Annotated in this window: 16 protein-coding genes; 10 read left to right on the plus strand and 6 right to left on the minus strand. The window is 37.2% G+C overall.

What is annotated here, in order from left to right:
* Positions 1-13: 13 nt before the first annotated feature.
* On the minus strand, positions 14-1,861 hold the full coding sequence (glmS, locus tag DX009_RS04030) for a glutamine--fructose-6-phosphate transaminase (isomerizing) (RefSeq protein ID WP_006045235.1): 1,848 nt from the start codon (positions 1,859-1,861) through the stop codon (positions 14-16).
* 71 nt (positions 1,862-1,932) lie between these two features.
* Entirely contained in the window at positions 1,933-2,709 is a 777-nt protein-coding gene (locus DX009_RS04035) for a polysaccharide biosynthesis/export family protein (protein WP_115083099.1), read from the minus strand.
* A 393-nt stretch (positions 2,710-3,102) separates the two neighbouring features.
* On the opposite strand from DX009_RS04035, the gene DX009_RS04040 reads away from it, so the two are divergent.
* On the plus strand, positions 3,103-4,152 hold the full coding sequence (locus DX009_RS04040; protein ID WP_115083100.1) for an asparaginase: 1,050 nt from the start codon (positions 3,103-3,105) through the stop codon (positions 4,150-4,152).
* A 60-nt stretch (positions 4,153-4,212) separates the two neighbouring features.
* Here DX009_RS04040 and dapA read toward each other — a convergent pair whose 3' ends face one another.
* A complete protein-coding gene (gene dapA, locus DX009_RS04045; protein ID WP_115083101.1) occupies positions 4,213-5,100 on the minus strand; it encodes a 4-hydroxy-tetrahydrodipicolinate synthase in 888 nt (295 codons plus the stop codon).
* A gap of 224 nt (positions 5,101-5,324) precedes the next feature.
* Here dapA and DX009_RS04050 point away from each other — a divergent pair, with 224 nt between their 5' ends.
* From DX009_RS04050 to DX009_RS04090, 9 genes are all read left to right on the plus strand, one after another.
* Positions 5,325-6,893: an LTA synthase family protein gene (locus DX009_RS04050; RefSeq protein ID WP_410525566.1), complete on the plus strand. Its 1,569-nt coding sequence runs from the start codon at positions 5,325-5,327 to the stop codon at positions 6,891-6,893.
* Positions 6,894-6,967: 74 nt separating this feature from the next.
* Positions 6,968-7,216 carry a hypothetical protein gene (locus tag DX009_RS13815; RefSeq protein WP_410525567.1) on the plus strand — a complete coding sequence of 83 codons (249 nt, stop codon included), beginning with the start codon at positions 6,968-6,970 and terminating at the stop codon, positions 7,214-7,216.
* Between the two features lie 616 nt (positions 7,217-7,832).
* The gene (gene xseA, locus DX009_RS04060; RefSeq protein ID WP_115083103.1) at positions 7,833-9,131 is read left to right on the plus strand and encodes an exodeoxyribonuclease VII large subunit; all 1,299 of its coding nucleotides are present in this window, start codon (positions 7,833-7,835) and stop codon (positions 9,129-9,131) included.
* Between the two features lie 18 nt (positions 9,132-9,149).
* On the plus strand, positions 9,150-9,329 hold the full coding sequence (gene xseB / locus DX009_RS04065) for an exodeoxyribonuclease VII small subunit (RefSeq protein ID WP_006045229.1): 180 nt from the start codon (positions 9,150-9,152) through the stop codon (positions 9,327-9,329).
* A gap of 105 nt (positions 9,330-9,434) precedes the next feature.
* Entirely contained in the window at positions 9,435-10,448 is a 1,014-nt protein-coding gene (locus tag DX009_RS04070; RefSeq protein ID WP_006045228.1) for a branched-chain amino acid aminotransferase, read from the plus strand.
* A gap of 17 nt (positions 10,449-10,465) precedes the next feature.
* Positions 10,466-11,470, plus strand: coding sequence for a hypothetical protein (locus tag DX009_RS04075; protein ID WP_115083104.1), 1,005 nt, complete (start codon positions 10,466-10,468; stop codon positions 11,468-11,470).
* Between the two features lie 127 nt (positions 11,471-11,597).
* A complete protein-coding gene (locus tag DX009_RS04080; RefSeq protein WP_115083105.1) occupies positions 11,598-12,509 on the plus strand; it encodes a DMT family transporter in 912 nt (303 codons plus the stop codon).
* Positions 12,510-12,607: 98 nt separating this feature from the next.
* Positions 12,608-13,924, plus strand: a complete 1,317-nt coding sequence (locus tag DX009_RS04085; protein WP_115083106.1) for a toxin-antitoxin system YwqK family antitoxin — start codon at positions 12,608-12,610, stop codon at positions 13,922-13,924.
* A gap of 159 nt (positions 13,925-14,083) precedes the next feature.
* On the plus strand, positions 14,084-14,704 hold the full coding sequence (locus DX009_RS04090) for a DUF4738 domain-containing protein (protein ID WP_115083107.1): 621 nt from the start codon (positions 14,084-14,086) through the stop codon (positions 14,702-14,704).
* A 625-nt stretch (positions 14,705-15,329) separates the two neighbouring features.
* On the opposite strand, the gene DX009_RS04095 is transcribed toward DX009_RS04090, so the two are convergent.
* Genes DX009_RS04095 through DX009_RS04105 form a run of 3 tightly spaced genes read right to left on the minus strand, consistent with a single transcriptional unit; the run spans position 15,330 to position 18,041 of the window.
* A complete protein-coding gene (locus DX009_RS04095; protein WP_115083108.1) occupies positions 15,330-16,700 on the minus strand; it encodes an MATE family efflux transporter in 1,371 nt (456 codons plus the stop codon).
* Positions 16,701-16,729: 29 nt separating this feature from the next.
* Complete coding sequence (locus DX009_RS04100; RefSeq protein ID WP_115083109.1) at positions 16,730-17,362, minus strand: DUF4230 domain-containing protein; 633 nt, start codon at positions 17,360-17,362, stop codon at positions 16,730-16,732.
* Complete coding sequence (locus DX009_RS04105; RefSeq protein WP_006045220.1) at positions 17,355-18,041, minus strand: DUF4230 domain-containing protein; 687 nt, start codon at positions 18,039-18,041, stop codon at positions 17,355-17,357. Before DX009_RS04105 ends, DX009_RS04100 begins: the two co-directional genes overlap by 8 nt.
* Positions 18,042-18,090: the final 49 nt, after the last annotated feature.

Consider the following 18,090-nt stretch of genomic DNA (forward strand, 5'->3'; position numbering starts at 1 on the left):
CTTTTTATTGTTTTTATTCTACTGTTACAGATTTAGCTAGATTTCGTGGTTGGTCCACATCTTTGCCTTTACATACAGCCACATGGTAAGCTAACAATTGTAATGGTATTGTTGCTACGAGTGGTTCTAAACAATCCATTGTATCTGGAAGTTCTATAACGGCATCTGCAATTTGCGAAATTGTTTTGTCTCCCTTCGAAACCAATGCAATAACACGACCATTTCGAGCTTTAATCTCTTGTATATTACTACGAACTTTCTCGTACATAGCGTTATGCGTAGCAATAACAACAACAGGCATATCAGAGTCTATCAGAGCAATAGGCCCATGTTTCATCTCTGCTGCTGGATAACCTTCTGCGTGTATATATGATATTTCCTTTAGTTTCAGCGCTCCTTCCAAAGCAACTGGATAGCTAAATCCTCTACCTAAGTATAAGAAGTTGTGTGCGTAAGTAAATGTTCTAGCTAAATCGGCAATTGCATCGTTTGATTTCAATACTTCTTTTATTTTTTCAGGAATAGCCGTTAATTCTTCCACAACTTTTACGTATTCATCTCGTTTTATAGTTCCTTTTGCTTCTGCTAACGTAAGTGCAAGCATAGTAAGAACTGTTACTTGTCCAGTAAATGCTTTTGTTGAGGCTACCCCTATTTCTGGACCTACATGAATATAAGTACCTGTATGTGTTGCTCGTGGAATACTTGAACCGATAGCATTACATATTCCATAGATAAATGCACCATGTTCTTTTGCTAATTCTATCGCTGCAAGCGTATCAGCTGTCTCACCACTTTGTGATAATGCTATTACAACATCGTCAGCAGAAACTACTGGGTTTCTGTATCTAAATTCGCTTGCATATTCTACATTTACAGGTATCCGGCAGAATGTTTCTAGTAATTGTTTGCCAATAAGACCAGCATGCCAGCTAGTTCCGCATGCTACAATAATAATGCGTTTTGCATTTAGTAGCTGTTGTCGATGGTCAATAATGGCACTTAATGTAACATTATCGTTATTAACATTGATACGTCCTCTCATACAGTTAATGAGGCAGTCAGGTTGCTCGAATATCTCTTTGAGCATAAAATGTGGATAGCCTCCTTTTTCAATTTGTCCAAGATTAATATCCACAGTTTTTATTACAGGTGCTAACGATTCGTTCTGTATATTTACAATCTTCAGTTCTTCACCTAATTTCATTACAGCAATGTTCTCATCTTCGAGGTAAACAACCTTGTCTGTATATTCTATGATAGGACTTGCATCTGACCCTAAGAAGAATTCATTATCGCCAATTCCTACAACGAGAGGACTCTGTTTTCTTGCAGCAATAATTGTATCAGGGTGGCGTTTATCTAAAATTGCAATAGCATAGGCTCCAATTACTTGATGAAGAGCTACTTGCACTGCAGAAAGTAAGTCTAGACTTTTTCTTGTTTGAATGTATTCTACTAGCTGTACTAATACTTCTGTATCTGTATCAGAAATGAAATGAACACCTTTACCTTGGAGTTTTTTCTTTATTTCTGCATAATTCTCAATAATACCATTATGTATGATGGCTAAATTTTTAGACTCGGAGTAGTGTGGGTGTGCATTTGTAGAAGATGGCTCTCCATGTGTAGCCCATCTTGTATGTGCTATACCAATAGTGCCTTCTATGTTTTTATCAGCACAAACGGTTTCTAATTCACTTACTTTACCTTTTGCTTTGTATACGTTTAATTCGTCGTTACTATTGATAAGTGCAACGCCTGCACTGTCATATCCTCTATATTCTAATCTTTTGAGTCCTTTTATTAGAACAGGATAGGCTTGTCTTTTTGTGCCTAAATATCCAACAATTCCACACATAATATATATAGTCCTTTTCTTTTTATTCTAGTTTTATCTTTAAACTCTTTGTTTTGTTTGTTTAATAACAATTACCTTAATATTGTAACTAATAGTGTTACAAGCGATGATGTAATACCTATAATAGAATAGAATATGCTTGTATTGCTACCGAAGAATGTATTTCTAGCTTTCACCTTATGAGGTTCAACATATATAACGTCATTCTGTTGTAGGTAATAATATGGTGAGTTTATTATATTCGCATCATTCATATTTAAGCGAACCTTGTGTTTCTCACCAGTTTTATCTTCTCTAACAAGAAGAATATTATTTCGTTTTCCATAAATAGTCATATCTCCTGCTTCAGCCAATGCTTCTACAATACTAATTTTCTCGGTTGATACAGGAATAACACCAGGGCGATTCACTTCTCCGATTACAGTGATACGGAAACTACTCATTCGAACCGATACAACTGGATTTTCTGTACGTGCCAAGTAAGGTTGTATTTTACTTTTTATAAGGTCTTCACATTCATTTTTAGTAAGCCCAGCTACATGAATTTTACCGATAATAGGAAAATTAATCATACCATCGTTATCCACCAAATAACCAGTAATAGCATTTTTGTTAGTAGATTGTCCTGTTGAATGTAAATTGAAAGGCTCTGAAGATAGAGGATCTGTTGTTTGTACTAAAATGGTTAATTCATCTTTCGGCATAATTTTCGCATCGTATAGTCCTTTAGATGCTGCCAAACTAATAGAGTCAATATTTCTCCAGTAAACCGTTTGTTCACTTGAACCGCAGCCTACCATTGCTAAAATTATGGCACATACCATAATAGGGAAAAGTAATTTCTTCATAAAATATAAGTGCGATAACGTTATTTCTTAGTCACCAAAGTGGTCTATTACATATCTCATAAATCTACCACCATAATTATGATGCAAAAATACTACTAATTTTTGAGAACGGCAAAAGTTTAATTGACTTTTATAATAAGGTACAGAAAATGGCTGATAATATTAGAGAAAATTTTTCCTTACCATTATGTTCTGTAATTCTCAATACTAGTGTCAGTTTGTAGTTATCTTATCGTTACTTATGTCTTGATGTATTCCTAGTTTTTGTTTTTACCTACTCATAGATAATAATGGCTTTATAATGAATTGAATATGAGTGAAAAAAAGATAAAGTTAAGTGAGTATTTACTAAAAATAAATTACTATCTTTGCGACAAAGATAATTATATAGTCATGAAAAGAACAGAAAAAGTTTTGTTGATCTATACTGGTGGAACTATCGGCATGGGTTGTAATCCTGCAACAGGTGCCTTAGAACCTTTAGATTTTGAGCATCTAGCCGATAATGTACCAGAGTTTAAGCTAATCCCAACAGCTATTGACACTTATCAATTTATACCTGCAATCGATTCTTCTAATATGTCTCCGAAGAACTGGGCTGATATTGTGAGAATAATAGTTGATAGATATAATAGCTATGATGGTTTTGTTATTCTACATGGTACCGATACTATGGCTTACACAGCATCTGCCTTGTCGTTTATGCTAGAAAATCTTACGAAACCTGTTATACTTACAGGTTCACAGCTTCCTATCGGTCAATTGCGTACCGATGGTAAAGAGAATTTAATGACTAGCTTGGAATTGGCTGCAGCGCATCATCACGATGGTACTCCTATGGTACCTGAGGTATGCATTTATTTTAACGGTCATTTGTTGCGAGGAAATCGTTCTACAAAGCAGAATGCCGATGAGTTGAATGCATTTGAGTCGTTCAACTTTCCCCATCTTTGTGAAGCTGGAGTGAGTTTCAATTTTCAAACGCATCATATTCTAAAGCCAGACTATAGTCAACCAATGGTACCACATTTTGAATTGGATAGTAATGTGTTTGTACTTTCGCTATTTCCAGGTGCTGAAGAAAGCATTATTCGTCATACATTTGATGCTCCTGAGCTTCGTGGTATTATTATGCGAACATACGGTAGTGGTAATGCGCCCCATGCGTCTTGGCTTGTAAATTTATTGAAAGAGGCTTCTCAGCGTGGTGTTGTTACAGTGAATGTAAGTCAATGTATTAGTGGACAGGCTGATATGAATCGTTATGATACTGGTTACCAGCTGAAAGAGGCAGGTGTAATAAGTGGTTACGATACAACTGTTGAGGCTGCTCTAACTAAGTTAATGCTTTTGCAAGCTAAGTATAGCGACCATACTATAGTGCGCGAATATATGAATAAGTCTATAGCAGGAGAGATAACAATTCCTAATACTCTGATTTAGAAATATAAAAGTGGATAGCAAATATTTGTATATTCTATATTTAAATAAAGATGAGGCTCTTTAATTGAGTCTCATCTTTTTTAATATATCGTTCATTTTCTGTTTTGTTTCAATACGTGTAGGCACAAGTGGTAGTCTTAACACGTTCTCAATCATTCCCATATCGTTTAGTAAAGCTTTGCACCCTGCTGGATTTCCGTCTACGAATAATAGTTTATAAAGTTCTGTAAACTGGTGGTGGATAATCCGTGCAGCATCATATTCTCCATTAAATTCTAATCTAATCATACGTGAGAACTCTTTTGGTAACGCATTTCCAATAACTGAAATTACACCAACTGCTCCGCTTGCTATCATTGGAAATGTTAGTGCGTCGTCGCCACTAATCACTTCAAAGTGCTTTGGTTTATTCTTTATAATCTCATCTACTTGCTCTAAACTACCTGCCGCCTCCTTTATTGCAACAATGTTTGGGAAGTCGTTGGCAATTCTTACCGTAGTTTCGGCTTTCATATTTACTCCAGTCCGCCCTGGTACATTATATAGTACAATGGGAAGAGAACTTGTTTCTGCAATAGCTTTAAAATGTTGGTATAAACCTTCTTGACTGGGCTTATTATAGTAGGGGCAGATAGAAAGAATACCATCAATTCCCTTCCAATTGGTTTGTTTTATCTCTTCCACGACAGCAGCAGTGTTGTTTCCACCACAATATTTTAATATGGGGACACGACCGTCTACAACCGAGATAATGGTTTCGGTGAGTTCGTTCTTCTCTTCGGTAGATAAGCAGGGACATTCACCTGTTGTTGCCAGAATGGCAAAGAAGTCAGCACCATTTTCTATTTGATATTCTATCAGTCTTTTTAATGCATCATAGTCTATCTCTCCATTTTGTTTGAATGGTGTTACCAATGCTATTCCTAATCCGTGAAAGATATTTTTCATATAAATATTGGCTTTAAAAGCTTTTCCGTTCTAATCAATCAAATTTTGAGGACATTTTCTTTATAAAATAAAGTAGTCCTTCTAATATTATGCAAAAATAAGAAATAAACATCAATCTACAAAGTTTTTATATCTTATTATTTGCTTTTTTGTTTTATTCTCTTTTCTGTTTTATAGAAAAATAATATCTTTGCCCCCGATTTCTTAAAGTCTGAAAGCTATAAATGATGAATTATTTTACTGCAAAACTAACTGAAATACTAAAACATACGCTTGTTATAGTGAGTATATTCTTCATTGTCAGATTGCTTTTTGCTGTCTGCTTTGTGCCTTTTACCACTTTTGAAGCGTATGCCAAGTCGTTGTCTTTTGCAGCTTTCAACGCATTGCGCTTCGACCTTCAAGTTGCTGCATACGTTGCCATTCTGCCTTTTCTCGTTATTTTGGTATGCCTTTTTGTGCGCAACAGAAGTGTAGCAGGTTGGTTGTCGAGGTTTATCAGTACTTATTATGTGGTGCTCGAAATCGTCCTCCTTATACTTGCGCTTGTCGATATTGGTTTTTACAGCAATTTCCATTCGCATATCAACATTACCTTCTTCGACTTTTTCAATGAGAATCCGTTGAGTTTGCTGCAAACTATTTGGGAAGAATACCACGTCATACTCTATCTTTCAGCGGTAGGCTTGGCGAGTTTTGGGATCTATATACTTGCCCGGAAGATTGCAAAAGGTTCGTTGAACTGCGAAAACAAGCAAGAAAGCTTGGCAGTAAACCGCAAAACCATCGTCCTCATCGTTCTGTTTTTAGTTGCCGAAGTGATATGCCTTCGTGGATCGGTATGGCGTTTCCCCTTGCAGGTAGAAGACTCGTTTGTCTCGAGCAGTAAGCAGATTAACGACCTTGTGCCCAACGCCGCCTATATGTTGAAGAAGGCTGTGAAGGAAAAGAAAAATGCTTTTGCCTTTCGTAGCATCGAGAGTTTGCTCTCCGAATATAAGTTCAAGTCGCTGCAAGAGGCCATAAACGTTTACACAAACTCGGATACGATACGTTTGCAGGGCGACACTTTGGCTGCCCTGCGCACGGCATTGTTCCGCACTGTGCCCGATACGATGAAGCACAAACAGCCCAATGTGCTGATAATCTATGAGGAAAGTTGGAGTAACTACCTGATGAATTTAGACAGTCACCGCTGCGATATGCTGCTTGGAATGCGCCGCCATTTAAAAGAAGATTTGCTCTTTCGCAATTTCCAGTCGGTAGGCAACGGCACAATCGCTTCCATTGAGAACATCGTGAGCAGTGTTCCGTTTCCTCGTTTCTTCTCATCGTCCTATCGTTTCCATTGCTTGCCGTCGTCGGTAGCGTTGCCTTTTAACGAAAGTGGCTACACCACGGAGTTTATTTCGGGTATGGACGTAGCGTGGGAAAACTGTGCCGAAGCACTGAAATACCAACACTTCACGAAGGTTACGGGTAAGTTCACACTGAAAGAGCAGCACCCTGAATACGAGTATAACAGCATCGGAGTGTTCGATCATTATCTTTTCCGCAGCATACAGGAACGGTTAGACCAGCATACAGCTAAGCCGCAAATGCTGCTGTGTATGACTACAACCAACCACCCGCCGTTTGAATTTCCCAAAGATGTGCAGCTGAAGGCAGTGCCAGACGACTATTATAATAATGAGTGCTTTGCTGAAAAGAACCACGAAGTGTTGCAAAAGTATATCACCGGCTTTCGTTATGCCAATAAAACCTTGGGCGACTTCTCGATTACACACAGGTAGACAAGCGTTGGGAGCGTTCTGTGCCGCTCTATATCTACCTGCCACCTTATCTTCGTAAAGAATGCTATCGTAGTATGACCAATCGTTGGGGAAGCCACGACGACATATTGGCTACGCTTGCACCCTTTGCTTTTCGCAATACGAAATATATGTGCTTGGGCAACAACCTGCTGAAAGAGGGTGTTGCAGACAGCACGTATTACAGTGCCAACGTGGAACAGCTGCTTGCTTGTCCTGCCTATCAGGCCCAGGCCCAGCGCATTGTAAATGCCCGCAACCTTCTTCGCATCGTGTTTTTCCAGCAAACCTTTGCGAAATGCTAATGCCATTGGCTTGGTTTCTATGAATACAAACTATGGGGTAGTTGCCGTTTATTAAGAAAAAATATAATGCAGAATGGCAGGTAGGGGTGTGATTTATCACCTTCCCGAACAAAAGAAGAAGCAGCCTAAATATGATGAAGGCAAAGAATCGTACCCCTATATTACGCTACAATTTTGTAAAGATAACATTGTTAAAAAGTGACAACTACGTTTTGACATTGCGAAAGCGGCTCTTTTGCGCTGTAAAACCTACGTTTTTGTGTTGCAAAAGAGCCGCTTTTGGAATGCAGAACAATAGGTTTTGGAATGCGCTGACGATGAGATGATTACGTAATAGTTACGTTTGTGAAAAATATTTACAGGCATATTTCTCTCTTTTCGTTCATAAAATAGATAGTTCCCATTTAGTTTCCGTTACTTGGAAGCCCTTTTGTGGTTGCTGTGTAAATAGGCAGTGTTAAACGTGCGGGGTAGCTACAGTAAAACGAGAATATTTTTATCGCTTTCCGTCATCATGGACTGAAGACCGTGTTGGAAAAATAAAAGATTTTTAATACCATTGTAGTTTTATTCCAATTTTATTCTTATCTTTGCGACTGAAAGGACAAAAACATATATGGAGAACGCTCTAACACTCTATGAACTCAACTCTTTGGTTGTCGAACTTATTGATAAAGTTATGCCAAGCTCGTATTGGGTTGAGGCTGAAATTGCAGACGCAAGAAAAAGTAAAGGGCATCTTTATTTAGAGTTAATAGAGAAAGACGAAAGTACCAATATACCCATAGCACGTGCTTCTGCCAAATGCTGGCGTTCTTCTTGGTTGATGATAGGACCCCATTTCGAACGTGTTGCAGGCGTAAAACTTCGAGCAGGTTTACAAATAATGATACAAGTGCATGCTCAGTTTCATGCGCAGTATGGCTTTTCGTGGATAATAGATGATATAAATCCCGAATACACAATGGGTAGTATGGCTCGTAAGCGTAACGAAATAATAGCCCAACTAAAGTCGGAAGGTGTGTTTGAGTTGCAAAGGGAATTATGTCTGCCTTTGTTTTCACAGCGTATCGCCGTTATTTCTTCGGCTTCAGCAGCAGGGTATGGCGACTTCTGTAATCAATTACAATATAATGAATATGGATTTCGCTTTCAAATGCAACTCTTTCAGGCTTTTATGCAAGGCGAACAAGTTGAGCAAAGTATAGTTGCAGCATTGAATTTAATAAGCACGAAAGAAGATGATTTCGACTGTGTGGTAATTATTCGAGGTGGGGGAGCCACTGCCGACCTTAGTGGCTTTGATACGTTAGTATTGGCAGAAAATGTTGCGAACTTTCCATTACCAGTTATAACAGGTATTGGGCATGAGCGCGATGAAAGTATTCTTGATATGGTGGCACATACAAGAGTAAAGACACCAACAGCAGCTGCAGCATTCTTGATAGACCATCTGGCAGCAACGTTAAACCGCATAGAGCAGGCACAGATTTCTATTCAGCGAATGGTGGAACATAGAATACAACACGAAAAACTGCATTTGCAACAACTATCGACCCATATACCCATACTTTTCTCAATGGTAAAAAACAGAGAGAATGCACGTTTAGACGACTATTGGCATGCGCTTTTACAACGTGTAATGTTGCATTTGCAGCAAAGTAAAATGAGGGTAGAACTCCTTTCAAATAAGGTTATTCCTGCAACTACAAATAAACTTATGGCAGAACAACACAAATTGCAGTTGCTGGAACAACGAGTAGATGGTGTAAACCCAGAACGAATGCTACGTTTAGGTTATAGCTTAACCTATAAGAATGGATATGTGTTGCGTAATGTAAACGAAGTAAAGGCGGGCGACGAAATTATAACGCGTCTTGAGGGGGGGATAATAACATCGGTAGTGAAGAAATAAATAATTATGAAATAGAGAATGAAATACGAAGAAGCTCTTAAAAAATTAGAAGCCATTGTAGATAAAATGGAACGTGGCGATATGAACATAGATACGATGGCAAACGAGTTAAAGAAAGCTCAAGAATTGATAAAAGTGTGCAAAGATAAACTGACACATACTGATGAAGAAATAAAAAAGTTACTCGAAACAAAATAACAGAGAAGCTTAAATAGTAAATAAAAACAATAAACAATTAATAACCGCCACGTCTTTATATCTCTTATGTAAGAAATATAGAGATAAGGCACAAGATTTAAGATTATGAAAAAAATAGATTGGGAGAACCTTTCGTTTGGTTATGAAAAGACCGACTATAATGTTCGGTGTTACTATCGTGATGGTAAGTGGGGAGAAATAGAAGTATCTTCTGATGAAAACATAAATATACACATGGCTGCAACGTGTTTGCACTATGGTCAGGAAGCTTTTGAAGGTTTGAAAGCATATCGTTGTCCTGATGGAAAAGTACGTGTGTTCCGTCCAGAAGAGAATGCAGCTCGTTTGCAACGTACATGTCGTGGTATTGTAATGCCAGAACCTCCAACCGAACTTTTTGTAGAAATGATAAAGAAAGTTGTACGCTTAAATCAAGAATATATACCCACTTATGAAAGCGGTGCAACACTTTATCTCCGTCCATTGCTTATAGGAACAGGCGCACAGGTAGGTGTTCGTCCAGCAGAAGAATACTTGTTGCTAATATTCGCAACTCCTGTTGGTCCTTATTTTAAAGGCGGTTTCTCTACTAATCCGTATGTTATTATGCGCAACTTCGACCGTGCAGCTCCATTAGGAACAGGTACTTATAAGGTAGGTGGTAATTATGCAGCATCGTTAAAAGCTAACCAAATAGCACACGAAAAGGGATATGCTTCTGAATTTTATCTCGATTGTAAAGAAAAGAAGTATGTAGACGAATGTGGAGCTGCAAACTTCTTTGGTATTAAAAATAATACTTACGTTACTCCAGAATCTACTTCTATTTTGCCATCTATTACAAATAAGAGCTTGATGCAGATAGCCGAAGACCTTGGAATGACAGTAGAACGTAGACCAATACCAGAAGAAGAACTTGCAACATTCGAAGAAGCAGGTGCTTGTGGTACGGCTGCAGTTATATCACCAATCTCTCGTTTAGACGATTTAGAAGAAGGGAAGACTTATAACTTTGGTGAGAAACCAGGTCCATGGTCATCTAAATTGTACGAAACACTACGTGGTATACAATACGGAACAATTGAAGATACGCACAATTGGACTATGGAAGTGATGTAAGATAAAAGATTTTTTAGATGAGTAGACTCTTATCTTTCGTCTTATTGTCCTTTATTGCGCTTGTATCAGTAGCGCAAAATAAGCAGTACTATTGCCCGCAATTCGTTGTCGGGCAAAGTGCTTCTTATAGTTATGTGGCTAACTTAGACTGGAATTATAAAGACGATTGGCTGTTCAACAATGTGTCTTTTATGTTCTCACTTCAGTCTTTCGATGGCGAGTTAAACAACGACTTTAGTTTGAAAGTATTGGAAACAGATGAAAACAACACTACTTTCGAACTCAATATAACGAAGGTAGCAATACCAAAGAGTTTTACAGTTGAGGAAGACAAGTTACTTGTAGAACAGATTCAGCAGACTTTCCGATGCATAAAGCCTGTTATAAAGGTAGAGTGGGGAAGACAACAATGGATATTAGTAAACCAAACAGACTTGTTATTGAACTTTTACGACTTCCTAAAATCGCAGTTTCCTAATAAGAAAGTTACCAAGGAAATGTTTGCAGAAGAGATAAAACATTTTCCAACGAAGATGATTAAAGCTGTCTTCTTGGGCTTTTGTCCTGGTCTTGATGCGTGGCTTAAAGCTTATTGGCAACCTTACGCAATGCCAGTGTTCGAATTTAAGACGATGAAACACTCTGAAACGACACAAGAAAACGTCGATAAATATTGTAGAATGAATGGTTCTGCTTATGTATCTGACGATAAAACATTGCATATAGAAGTTGATATAGAAACGGCACGAGAGCGTTACGATTATAGTGGACCAATTGAAATGAAAGATGATTCGATTGCCACTTCCGGTGGGAAAGCTACTATTAAGAACGATAACACAACCTTGCAAGTCCAGTCTTTAAATTCTGTAACAGCTGAAAATAAGCCTGCTTTATACTTCATTCAGCGTCATAGAATACTTAATTTCGCTACTGATTCGTGGGTAAAAAGCCTAACCGATAACGTAAATGTTAAACCAAACGAAGTGAAAAGTACAACTAATATAGTATTGAAACGAAATTAACTATCTACTAAAGGGCTATTCTGATATATAGCACGCAAAGTATTTATACCTTATATATAGTTGTCTGTCCAATTATATCTTGTGCATAAACTACCATTATAAACAAAATCTGTATACCTTTGCACCTATGAATAACAACGAAATATCTAATAAAGCTAAGTCGAAAGGATTGCTAGCCCACATTATAGCATTGGTGGTAGTAATGATATGGGGAGGAACGTTTGTTAATACACGTGTATTAATAGACCGAGGTCTACTTCCTGAAGAAATATACGTGTTACGAACCTTGTTGGGGTATATATGTATATGGTCTATTTCGCCTAAGAAACTGTTTTGTGATACACTAAAAGACGAACTTATAATGGTGTTATTAGGCATCTTTGGTAGTTCGCTTTACTTTCTTACAGAAAACTATGCTTTAAAGCTAACAGTGGCAAACGATGTTAGTTTTATTGTTTGTACCACTCCGTTAGTTACTGTTATATTAGCTTTACTATTCCTTAAAGGTATAAAAGCGAGTTTTTCTCTTGTTATAGGCTCTGTTCTTGCCTTATTAGGTGTAGCACTTGTTATTTTTAATGGACATTTTGTGTTACAATTAAACCCTTTAGGCGATATTCTTGCATTGGCTGCTGCTACGAGTTGGGCTATTTATTCGTTGGTAATGAAGAAATTTGCATCTAATTATTCTCCTTTCTTTATTACGCGTAAAGTATTTTTTTACGGACTTATAACCATTCTTCCAATCTTTGCTGTACACCCTTGGACATTTCCGTTAGAACAATTGTTTACAGCTGAAATTGGTTTTAATTTGTTTTATCTTGGAGTTGTTGCTTCGTTTGTGTGCTTTGCTGCATGGGCGTGGGTTATGACACAGTTAGGTGCATTGCGTGCTTCTAATTATATTTACTTTAATCCTGTAACCACTGTAATAGCGAGCGCAATAGTTCTGAACGAACGTATGACGCCTATAGCATACGCTGGTAGTGCATTCATTCTTATTGGAGTATTTGTTGTAAATAAGTCTAAGAATATCTGATAAGATAAGGTACAGACACCAAAAGATAAAAAAGACAGATAAAACAACGTTGGTTTTCAACTTCTTTTGTATATTTGCACACCAAATATAAAGAGTTTATGAAACAATTTCTCTTATTTCTTGTTATTTTGTTGTTGCCAGTTTCGTTATTAGCACAAGAGCGTATAAAATATCGTATTCCTAAAAATGCAATATTCTACAATCGTAATTGGAAGGGTGTAAACTCTGCTAAACAGGCATCTTATTACCGCATACTATCTGTAGACAAGCAAGGACAAAAGGTATTTTACGACTATAACATCTCTGGACAGCTCTATGCAGAAAAGCATTATATAAGCATTAATAAAGTAGACGACAGGCTTACTGTGCTTAATGGTGTTGCGCTTACATTTTATAAATCGGGACGAATAGAATCTATTATGATGTATAGCAATGGGAAAGCTAATGGGAGAGCGGTGTCGTTTTTTGCTAATGGTAGTATAGGAATGAAGCTAAACTATACGAACGGAGTGTTGAACGGTACAACGTATACTTATTCTGAACGTGGAAAACTGGAATATACTGCGGTTTGGAAAAATGGAACAAGGGTGAGCGAATATGCTGGAGGTACTGATAAATATATAAATAAAGCTACGGGGAAAGACGATTTTGTGGAGAAATATCGCACCGTTAAAAAGGCTACGCGAGAACAACAACATAATGATGTTACTGAAACAAAACCGAAGCCGACACAATCTAATGTTAGAGAAATACCAATGGACGGATATGAACAATTCGGAAACACTCAACGCCAACGCCCTTTAGCTACAGATTCTCAAAATATATCTACAACCGATTTAGCATTAAACGTAAAGTATCCTCCTACCGAAGATATATCTACAACTCCCACAGAGAAGAAAAATATAACAAGCAACAACAAGCAGTTTAAGTTTGGACCATTATACGAACTATTAGTAGATGGAGACCAACGTACCAACGAAATGCGTTTTTTTGATGCTATAGGAGCTTCGTATGGATTAACATTGGCGCAAGTAATAAAAGGTTATGGAGCACAAAAAGAGCTAACCTATAGTTATAATATGCAGTACGATGAGGCTACAAACAAAGATATTGTTACTGGAACACACCCTCGACAGATGGGATTTTGGGGTGTTGGAATGGGCGATCGCTTTACAACACAGCGTGTAAACTTATATACGTGGTCGGAAGAAGAAATGTTAGACTTTGCAGAAGAAGTACTTTCGTTTGGATATAAGTTGCTTGGTGGTGGCGATTACCGTTCAATGAATGGTAATTTTGTATTAGAACACCCCACGCATAATAAGATAGGCGATAGCTTTGCTGTGGTTGTGTCGTTTGCACACTTAGATGGAGCTTATGCAAACCTGTACCATATAACGCTAGATACAAAGTAGTTGGCTCGTGTTGCAAACAATAATGCCATTGTAAACGAAAGTATTTCTGCTTGATATACTATGTTGCAATGTAAACCTATAAGAAAGATTAACTTGTATACTGCTTGGCTGATTTAAGAAAAATCACTACTTTTGCATACACACATACATTTTTATCAGATGAAAGTTATAAAAAATACATCGTTGCTTTTATTATGTGGACTACTCTCAATGTCTGTAGTCTCTTGTAAAAAAGAAAAGAAGACGGATAACATCATAACCAAAATTAAACCTAAAACGGTATCATCGCGCGGACCACAGCAGCTTTCCAACTTTGAATATAAGAAACAAGTAGAGTGGTTGGGCAGTTCGTATACCATTAGTATTAAACGCCATGCCGATAAAAACCTGCCAATGGTTACGGATAGCGATGGAAAAAAATACTACGATAATAAAGTTGAGGTTGTGATTATGCGTGCCGATGGTACAGAATTTTTTAAACGCACATTTCAAAAAAACGATTTTAAAGCATTCACCGATAATAAATATGGCAGAGAAGGAGCATTTATAGGTTTTATGTTCGATAAAGTTGAAGGCGAGTATTTAAAGTTTGGAGCAAGTGTAGGTTCTCCTGATCCTAACAGCGATGAGTTTATTCCAATAGATGTAACCATTAACAAGATGGGAACTGTAAAAATAACATCGTCTATTCAGTTAGATACCGATAGTGATGATGCCGAAAAACAACCACAAGGAAAACCTAAAACAGAGTTGGAAATGGCTGAAGACGAAGGTATGTAGAACCAACATTGTAGAACCATAACTTCAGGTTTATTTATCCATAGATATACAAAAGTCAATTAGTTTAGCACCGTTGCTCATATTGTAGGGCATCGGTGCTAAATTGTTTTAGCAATGATGCTAAAGTGTGAGAATACATTTTGCACGTAAATATGCATATTTTTCATCGTATTTCTTGCTCGGTTACAAGCTGTTTGTGTTATGAAAATAAATTACATTTTTTAATGCCTATATTCTTTCTGTTCAAAACCATCGTACCTTTTTTATAAACCGTCCGTACTTTCCAATAAAACCGTCCGTACTTTTTAGCAAAATCGTCCGTACTTTTTTGTGAAATCGTCCGTACTTTTTTGTGAAAACGTCCGTACTTTTTTAGCGAAAAGTATATTCTTTTTCTTAGAAAAGTATAATGTTTTTGCAAACAATTGAATATCAATTAATTGTATATTTGTATTCGTCGCATCTGTTGTTGCCTTTGCAGCAGAGAATATGAACCGTAAAAATTGTATGTAGCGAATGAATTTTTCTGGCAAATGCAGTCCGACGATAGAATTGCCTGTATATTTTCTGTAATAAAAATTCAGACTAATTTTATCGATGAACAAAGAAATACCAAGCGAAAAAGCTATTTTGGCAGAATAGCTTCCTTCTTATTTGCAAGCTTGTTTAATTCTTTCCTAAAGAAATAATAGTAGAGCATACCAGCAGTGGTTAAGCCAAATGGAAACGCATACCATATTCCTTGTATTCCAAAGTTAAGTTTTATTCCAAGCAAAAAACCAATGGGCAAACTAATTAAGAAGAAGGCAACGAAAGCTGTAGGTACGAGTGGTTTTACATACGAAAGACCACGCATTGCATTACCGTATGCGCATTGCAAACCATCGCCTATTTGGTAAATCATTAAAGGCCATATAAGTTGTGCTACCATCTGGCAAACATCTTCGCTATCGGTAAAAATAGCTCCCATTTGGTTACGATAAATAAAAACAGGAATAGCAACAATAAAGGCTATCAACATAATGAGATGGAAACCTGCCGACGACGATAATTGTACTGCTTTATAATCGCGTTGCCCCATAAAATAGCTCACACGTATAGCAATGGCAGCTCCCATACCATAATAAACCATATAAAACAGCTGCGAAATGGAAAGCATAACCTGATGGGCTGCTAAAGCTTTTGTTCCAATCCACCCCACCATAATAGAACTTAAACTAAAAGCAGCTGTTTCCATACCCATTTGTAGGCTTAAAGGGAAACCTATGCGAAGAAAAAATATAAGGTCGGCACGATTAATGGACTGTTTTAAAAAACCATGGTGATATATCTTGTATCTTTTAGATGCGAAGAATATAATTGTAATTACAATTGCCATTAGAATGCGCGAAGTCATGGTAGAAATTCCTGCTCCGTATAAGCCAAGTTCTGGAAATCCTAACTTGCCATATATTAAAACATAGTTGCCCACAATGTTGAATACATTTCCACCTAACATAATCCACATTGGTATTTTAGTGTCGGTAGTTCCATCAAACAACTGTTTAAAGGTATTGAACCAACAAAAGAAAGGTAACGATATAAGATTTACAATGAAGTAGGGACGCATTAAAGGAAGTAGTTCTTCTGGCTGACCCAATTTATCAAGATTTAAATAAAGTAAGAACATTGCAGCCACAAGTAAAACAGCCAATAGCGTGTTTACTAATAGTGCATTCTTAAGCATTCCGCCAATTTTGTTGTTTTCTTCTCGTGCATAAAGCGAACCAACAATGGGAGTTAAACCGTATGCAAAGCCCAATCCAAATACTAAAACCAATACAAACATATTGTTTACGAAGGCAGCAGCACCAAGTTCGGTGGTACTATGCTGTCCAATCATTAAAGTATCGGCAAGTCCAAGAATAATTGTCCCTATTTGTCCAATAATTATAGGCAGACCTAACTGTGTAAGCGATTTGTAATGTGTGTAATAAGGTTTAAGAATTGTGTACATGTATTTGTTTCCTGAATGTTTTTGAATTGCTATTTTGGTTTGCTTCTTTTTTCAAATTCCACTCTAACATTTTTGTATCCCATTGCCTTTAGCATTTTTTCGAATTGTTGTTGCGCATTGTTTTCTGCTGTGGCAATATTCTCTTTAGTGAAACAACGTTTTAGCATTTTTTTGTAAGCAATGTTGTATAGTTTCTCTTTATCATCAGCCGACCATGACCCACTTTCGAAAAACGATTGCGTGCGTGCCTCGTCTATGAAATTACGGTCCAATAATTCAACATTAGGCAATGTAGCAACAACAATAGAGTCGTTCTCCACATGAAGCCATTGTGGTTTCGCTTTGTGTAAGTCTATTCCTAAACGTAATGTTCCATAATAAATACGAACCAATTCGCGATCTACAAAGATGCTTTTCCGTACCGTATCAACAAGTTCTTCGTCGTTGATTGCAAGAAATTCCCATTGTCCTATGCTCTGAATAGATTGAACTTGTTGTGGTGTAACATCTATTCGTTGGTCTACATTCACCGATACTGAATTTGTATTGGTAATCCATTTCACAAGAGCAATGCCAACTGCAATGAGCACTGCAATGCCAAGCACTTGTAACCAGAAGGTTTTAAATGTTCTCCCGGCAAACTTTTGTATCTCGTTACTCATCTTTCTTATTGTTCTGAATAGTTGAATTTTCAATAAATCGTGTAATATCAGCCATTGTAAACTGCTTTCGGAAACTAATAGTAATGTTTTCTTGCTTATACCCAAGCATTTTCAACATCGGAATTAGTTGTTTTGCAGCACTCTCTTGCGCATGTTCTATAATACCCATCTGTCCGATAGAATTAATAATCTGCTTTCTGCCTTGTCGTTCGTAGTTTGTTAGTTCAGCATCGGTAAAGTTATGGCGCATAAACGGCACAAACTCTTTCATTCCTTTGTGGTCTATCTTTGTACTGGTAAGAACAATACGAGGATCGGGCAGAATAATCGTAATTTTCCCATTACCCTCTTTCTTTACATTCTCTTCGTTAAAGTCAGAGAAATCTATATATGCCTTTACAACAGCATCGAGTGGTATTGCAACACGCCGGTCGCCAAATGGAAGATTTATAGAAAACTTCTTGTTAAAGAATGTTCCTTCTGCTTTAACTTCGTCGGTGTGCGTTATAATTTTGTGTATTCTATATTCTGAAGTGTACAAACGAGAGCTTTTTTGCACCCGTTCTACCAACATCGGAATTGTATCTATTGCTTTAGAAGCATCTGGTGTTTCGCTTTTCTTGCCGCACGACATTAGCAAGAATACTGTTAAAATGAGATATGCTAAGCTACTTTTCATAACTGTTAGTTTAGTGGTGCAAAGTTACTATATTTTTGTTGTATAAGCA

This window comes from Prevotella pallens (assembly GCF_900454935.1).
GTDB lineage: Bacteria > Bacteroidota > Bacteroidia > Bacteroidales > Bacteroidaceae > Prevotella > Prevotella pallens.